The following is a 5,751-nucleotide window of genomic DNA, read 5'->3' on the forward strand; positions in this document are numbered from 1 at the left end:
GACCGGCCTCGCGGGGGCGGGCCGGTCGCTGGTTGGGCTGGGGGTGGAGGTTGGGAGGGTGTTAGAGGGTGGCGAGGTTGGTCAGGCTGTTGTAGATGCTCTGGGTGATGCGGACGCCCTGGTTGTAGGAGGTGGTGCCTACGGTGTGGATGCCGATGGCCCAGGTGTCGTTGTCGCGGAGGGCGGCGCCGGTCTGGCCGGAGGTGTCGATGCCGTAGAAGAGGTTGTAGGTCGAGGTGCTGGAGATGCTTCCCTGCGCCGCCCAGAGCGTGCCCCAGGGCTTGTCGTTGGGGTAGCCGGCGAGGGTCGTCCACGTCCCGGTGAGGGAGGCGGTCGTGGTGCGGAGCCCCAGGTAGCCGGCGGTGACGCCGACGTTGCAGTTGAGCTCGACCCCGCCCCAGTTGTAGTGCTCGTCGGCGTTGTTGACCCAGCTGGTGCTCGTCCGGTAGTGCTTGTAGCCGCAGGAGCCGAACGGCGAGGTCGAGCCGTTGCGGGCCGGGTAGAAGACCCAGTTGGTGTTCCAGCCGTGCCCGTAGGTGGCGTCGTGCATGTAGACGCACTTGCCGGCGGTCGCGATGGCGTTGTGGGCGTAGAGGAACGCCGTGCAGCCCGCCGTCTGCCCGTTGGGCATGGTGAAGGTGACGAGTCCCGTGGCGCTGGCGGGCCACCAGTTGGTCGGGTTGATCTGGTAGCGGTTGTCGGCGCCAATGATGTTCCGCGCGAGCTTGGCGGGCGAGCTGGCGTCCAGCATCTTCAGGTTCTTCGGCGGCTTGCGCTTGTAGTCGACGCCCTTGCTGCTGGACCGCTTGCCGGTGCCCTTGACGCCCGGGTGGTTGCGGCCGCTCACCTTGGTCCTGCTGACCTTGGTGACGGTGAGCTTGCCGCTCTTGTTCCCGGTCACCACCGAGTCGCCGCCCCGCCCGGCCGTCTGCGCCGTCGCCTGCGCCGCCGGGAGCCCGACGCCCAGCAGCGCCAGCGAGAGGGCCGCGCCCGACACCACAGCGGTCTTGAGGGTTCTCACGTATTCCGACCTTCCATCACACAGCCCGATCACGGGCCACATTTTCCAGGGGTGGACCATTCGCGGACATTCAAATTCATCCGCGACCGCGCACGCCATCCCCAAGGCCTGACACGGCCAGCGGACGGAAACACCCCAGAAACAGAAACCTGCCGCGACCAGGAAGGACACCTGAAATCAGAAGGCCGACGAATAGCAGTGAACAGTGAATGAGCAGAGAATGGACATTGACAGCCGATCTTGCGATCGAAGCCGTGAAAACGAAAAAGCGTCAGCCCATCCGCTCATTCTGTGAGCAGAAATCATGCGCCGGACGCGATACGGGTGAGGGTCTGGGTGGTCGGGGTCGCGGGACGGGAGGAGGAGGTGATGAGGCGGAGGGAGCGAGTGAGAGGCAGGTCGCGGATCTTGACCTGTTTGAGGGTCCCGGTGCGGAGTTCGGGGGCCACGGCCAGGGAGCTGAGGACGGCGGGGCCGGCGCCGGCCGCGACCGCGGATTTGATGGCCGTGGTGGAGGAGAGCTCCATGAGGGGGCGGGCGAGGGAGGCGAGGGCCCGGGCGAGGTATTCGCGGGTGCCGGAACCCTCCTCGCGGCTGATCAGCGGGGTGGCGGCCAGTTCCTCGGAGGTGATGCCGGAGCGGCGGCGGGCCCACGGATGGCCGGGGGCGACGACGACCGTCAAGTGGTCGGTGGCCACGGTGCGGGCGCGCAGGCCGTCGGGGAGGTCGGGGCCCTCGACGAAGCCGACGTCGGCGGCGCCCGCCAGGACCGCCGCGGCCACCTCGCGGGAGTTGCCGGTGATCAGGGCGACCGAGGTGGCGGGGGCCTCTTCGCGGAGGGTGGTCAGCCAGCGCGGGAGCAGGTATTCGGCGACGGTGAGGCTGGCGGCGACCGTCAGCCGGGCGTCCTGGGCGGTGCGGAGGGAGGTCAGGTCGCCGTGGAGCTCGACGGCGGCGGCCACGGCGGTGCGGGCCCATTCGGCGACGAGGAGACCTTCCGGGGTGAGCCGGGAACCCGTCGGGGAGCGGTCCAGGAGGGGGAGGCCCAGCCGCCGTTCGAGGGTCTTGATCCGGCTGCTCGCGGACGGCTGGGAGATGCCGTGCTCCCGGGCGGCCGCGCCCAGGCTGCCCCGGTCCGCGACGGAGAGCAGCAGGTCGAACGGGCCCAGGTCGCGTACGACGTCCGGCAGAGTCATAGATCGAACCTATGGCCTCATCACGGCTCGGCGTCCCGCTTTATATAGCTTTGGTCGCATTGTCGATCTTTGTTGGCTTTCGCGGGCTTCACGGCCTGCGCCCCGCTAGCATCGGGCGTCCTTGATCGACTCGAAGGGGATGCACGCCCGTGGACACTGCCCTGGCCCTGGCCTCCGGCCTGCTCTGGACCGCCACATATGTCCTGATCATCCTGGTCGGGTTCAGGGAACGCACCTACGGGATGCCGATCGTCGCACTGGGCGCGAACCTGTCGTGGGAGTTCATCTTCTCGTTCGTCCGCCCGCACGACGGGATGCAGCTCTACATCGACTATCTGTGGCTCGCCCTGGACGCCGTGATCCTGGTGACGGTCGTCCGGTTCGGCCCCGGCGAGTTCAAATGGCTCCCCCGCTGGGCGTTCCTGCCAGGACTGGCCGCGACGCTCGCCATCACCTACCTGGGCGTCGACGCCGTCAGCCGGCAGTTCGACCAAGGTCTCGCCACCTTCGCCGCGTTCGGGCAGAACCTCCTGATGTCCGGGCTTTTCCTGTCGTTCCTGATGGTGCGACGTTCACTGCGCGGCCAGTCCGTCGCGATCGCGGTCTGCAAGGGGCTCGGGACGGTCTGCGCGTCCGGCGCGTCCTGGATCTGGCTGGCCGACGAGCCGGAGCGCCACGGCCCCGTCCTGCCGTACCTGTTCGTCACGATCGCGCTCGTCGACCTGCTGTACATCGTCGCGCCGATCGCCGTGAAGCGCAGCGCCTCGGCCGCTCCCGACTCCGCATAAAGTGGCGGGGCCCGACCCCGACCCCCGGAGCCCCGTATGCGCATCGAAATCCTGGTGATCGCGCATACGGAAGCGTCCACGATGCGCGCGCTGGAAGCCGCCGAACTCCTGCGCGGCATTCCCGGGTTCGCCTTCCTGGGCGCCATTCCACCTGGCTCCTCCTTTCCTCGCGGCGTCAGCGAACGCCTCAAGGAGCTGGGCATCGAGGAGATCACCTGGCGCAGGGCGCGCCGCCGGCGTTTCGCACTCGCCATTTCCGCCGGAAGCAGCGGCCCCCTTCATCAAATAAAGGGACCTCTTCTTCTCATTCCCCACGGAATTGGCTACAATAAGCTTTTGAAGAAAGAAGAAAGAAGAAAGAAGAAAGAAGAAAGAAGCGGGGAGCGGCCGGCCTACGGGCTCGCGAGGAAGCAACTCCTGCATCGAGGCCGTCCTGTTCCCCGGGTGCTGGCGCTCTCACACGAGGAGCAGGCCGTCCGGCTCGCCAGGTCGTGTCCCGAAGCGCTGCCGGCGGCCCGGATCGTCGGGGATCTGTCGTTCGACCGGATCGTCACGGATCGGGTCTGGCGGCCCAGGTACCGGGCGGCGCTCGATGTCCGGCCCGAGCAGCGTCTGGTCGCCGTCTCGGCGACGTGGGACGGCTCGCCCGGCGACCAGCTCACCCTGGCCGGACGGCTGCTGCGCGAGCTGCCACGGGACGAGTTCCGGGTCGCGCTGCTCCTCCACCCGAACATTCCGTCCGGGGAAGGCCGGTACAACGTCGACTCCTGGCTCGCTGAGCTGCGCCGCGACGGCCTCCTGCAGGTCCCGTCGGATGAGGGCTGGCACGGCACCCTGATCGCCGCTGATCTCGTGGTCGGCGACCACGGCAGCGTTTCGCTGTACGGCGCGTGCCTCGGCCTGCCCGTGCTGCTGTCCGGTTTCGACCGGGACGCCGTGGTCCGGTCGACCGCGATGTGGCGGCTGGGGGAGCTGGCGCCCGTCCTGGACCGGCGCCGTCCGCTGCGCCGTCAGATCGAGGCCGCCGCCCCTATCCCGGGGCTCCTCGACGCCGCGATCAGCCGCCCCGGCCTGGCCGCTTCCCAGCTCCGCGGCGCGATGTTCGAGCTGCTGGGGCTGCCCGAGCCCACCGCCCCGCCGGTCCTGTCGCCCGTCCCGCCGCCGCGCCCCCGCACCGGCGAGGGCGGCCCGATGATCGTCACGACCGAGGTGTCGGGGAAGACCGTCAGGATCGCCCGCTATCCGGCCGGCGGCGACGATCACGCCGCCGACGCCCATCTCGTCATCGCCGATCCGCGCCCCCACCCCGGCCACGAGGACCCCGACGTCATGCTCGGCGCCGCCGACGGCCCCACCGCCGCGGACCTGTTCAAGGAATGGCCGAAGATGTCCTACTTCGCCGTCGACGGTGTGGTGCAGGACCGCGACGGCCGCCGCCACCGCGTCGACGGCCTCCCCGACCCCGATCTGGCCCCGTCGGTCCTGATGGCGTTCCCGGACGCGCCGCGGGAGGCCGTCGTCCTGCTGGGACGGGCCGAGCACCGCGTCACGATCACCCCGGTGGAGTGACGCCCAGCCGCGTGTACAGCGCCGTGGCGCGCGCCGCGTAGGCCGGATCCCCGGTGGCCCCGGCCAGCTCGGTGAGGATCTCGGCCTGCTGGTAGGGCCGGTTCTCGGCCTCCATCAGCTCGAGCGCCCGCAGCAGCAGCGGCACCGCGTCGAGCCCGCAGGCCCGGCGCAGCCGCCCGAACGTGTGGATGACGCGCGCCGTGTTGTACCTGTCGGGCCGCGGCAGCCCCTCGAACAGTTCCAGCGCCTCGGTGAGGGACGCCGACGCGTCGTCCAGCCGGCCCAGCGCCAGCAGCACCCGGCCCCGGTGGTGCAGATTGATCGCGACGCCCCGGAGCCGTCCCACCGACCGTTCCAGCGCCAGCGAACGCTCGTAGTAGCCGAGCGCGGAGACCGGGTCGCCAGCCAGTTCGTGGGAGCGGCCGAGGAACTCCACGGCCGTCGCCTCATGGGCGGGGGCGCCGAGGGCGCGGGCCGCGGTCAGGGCGCGGGCCAGCACCTCGCGCGCCTCGCCGAACCGGCCCGTCTCGTTGAGGGCGCGGCCGAGCTGGATCCCGACCCGGAACTCCGCCTGCGGGATCCCGGCCGCCGCCTCCAGCCCGACGCGGTGGGTGGCGATCCAGTCGTCGTGGTACTTGAAGGTGAAGTACAACCACCAGGACGCCTCGCAGAGCTGCCAGGCCAGATCGTCCCAGCCGCGTCTGCGGGCGACGAACACGCACGCGGCGAGATGGCGGTGCTCGGCGTCCAGCCAGGCCAGGGCCGCCGCGGCGCTCCCGGACGGCGTCGCGTGCCGGTAGCGGGGGCCGAACGCGTCGGCGGCCCGGTCGGGGTTGGCGGTGGTGTCGGCGGCGACGGCGTGGTCCAGGTAGTACTCGACGACCCTGCGGACGGCCTCGGGGTTGTCGCGGCCGCAGCCGAGCGCGTGCACCCGGACGAGGTCGTGGAAGTAGTAGCGGCCGTCGTGGGTCTCCAGGAGGTGGCGGCCGGTGAGGAGGTCGAGGGCGCCGGACGCGTCCTCGCCGAGCAGCGCGGACGCCGCCTCCTCCGTGAACCGGGGCCTGGTGCCGGGGTGCAGGGCGAGCAGCCGGTAGGCGCGACGGGCCTGCTCGGGGAGCTGCGCGTAGGCGGCGTCGGCCACTGAGGCCACGGTCCTGTCCTCCTCTCCCGGCTCGGC

General features: G+C 70.6%; 5 protein-coding genes. 2 read left to right on the forward strand and 3 right to left on the reverse strand.

Annotation, left to right across the window (positions count from 1 at the left end):
• Positions 1 to 61: 61 nt before the first annotated feature.
• Both ACYVE7_RS28005 and ACYVE7_RS28010 read right to left on the reverse strand, forming a co-directional pair.
• The gene (locus tag ACYVE7_RS28005) at positions 62 to 1,021 is read right to left on the reverse strand and encodes a trypsin-like serine peptidase (RefSeq protein ID WP_460368740.1); all 960 of its coding nucleotides are present in this window, start codon (positions 1,019 to 1,021) and stop codon (positions 62 to 64) included.
• A 302-nt stretch (positions 1,022 to 1,323) separates the two neighbouring features.
• Positions 1,324 to 2,217, reverse strand: a complete 894-nt coding sequence (locus ACYVE7_RS28010; protein WP_460368741.1) for a LysR family transcriptional regulator — start codon at positions 2,215 to 2,217, stop codon at positions 1,324 to 1,326.
• 149 nt (positions 2,218 to 2,366) lie between these two features.
• On the opposite strand from ACYVE7_RS28010, the gene ACYVE7_RS28015 reads away from it, so the two are divergent.
• Positions 2,367 to 3,005 (forward strand): transmembrane-type terpene cyclase, encoded by a 639-nt coding sequence (locus ACYVE7_RS28015; protein WP_460368742.1) that lies wholly within the window; start codon positions 2,367 to 2,369, stop codon positions 3,003 to 3,005.
• 444 nt (positions 3,006 to 3,449) lie between these two features.
• Positions 3,450 to 4,574: a hypothetical protein gene (locus tag ACYVE7_RS28020; RefSeq protein ID WP_460368744.1), complete on the forward strand. Its 1,125-nt coding sequence runs from the start codon at positions 3,450 to 3,452 to the stop codon at positions 4,572 to 4,574.
• Here the strand turns inward: ACYVE7_RS28020 and ACYVE7_RS28025 are convergent.
• The coding region (locus ACYVE7_RS28025; protein WP_460368745.1) for a tetratricopeptide repeat protein at positions 4,558 to 5,751 on the reverse strand (1,194 nt) is incomplete at its 5' end. The two genes, ACYVE7_RS28020 and ACYVE7_RS28025, sit on opposite strands and share 17 nt — an antisense overlap.

The organism is Actinocorallia lasiicapitis (assembly GCF_054778695.1).

What these genes read in the sequence shown, in the direction of transcription:
- ACYVE7_RS28010 (WP_460368741.1), bottom strand. Translation starts at nt 2,217, where the DNA reads ATGACTCTGCCGGACGTCGTACGCGACCTGGGCCCGTTCGACCTGCTG.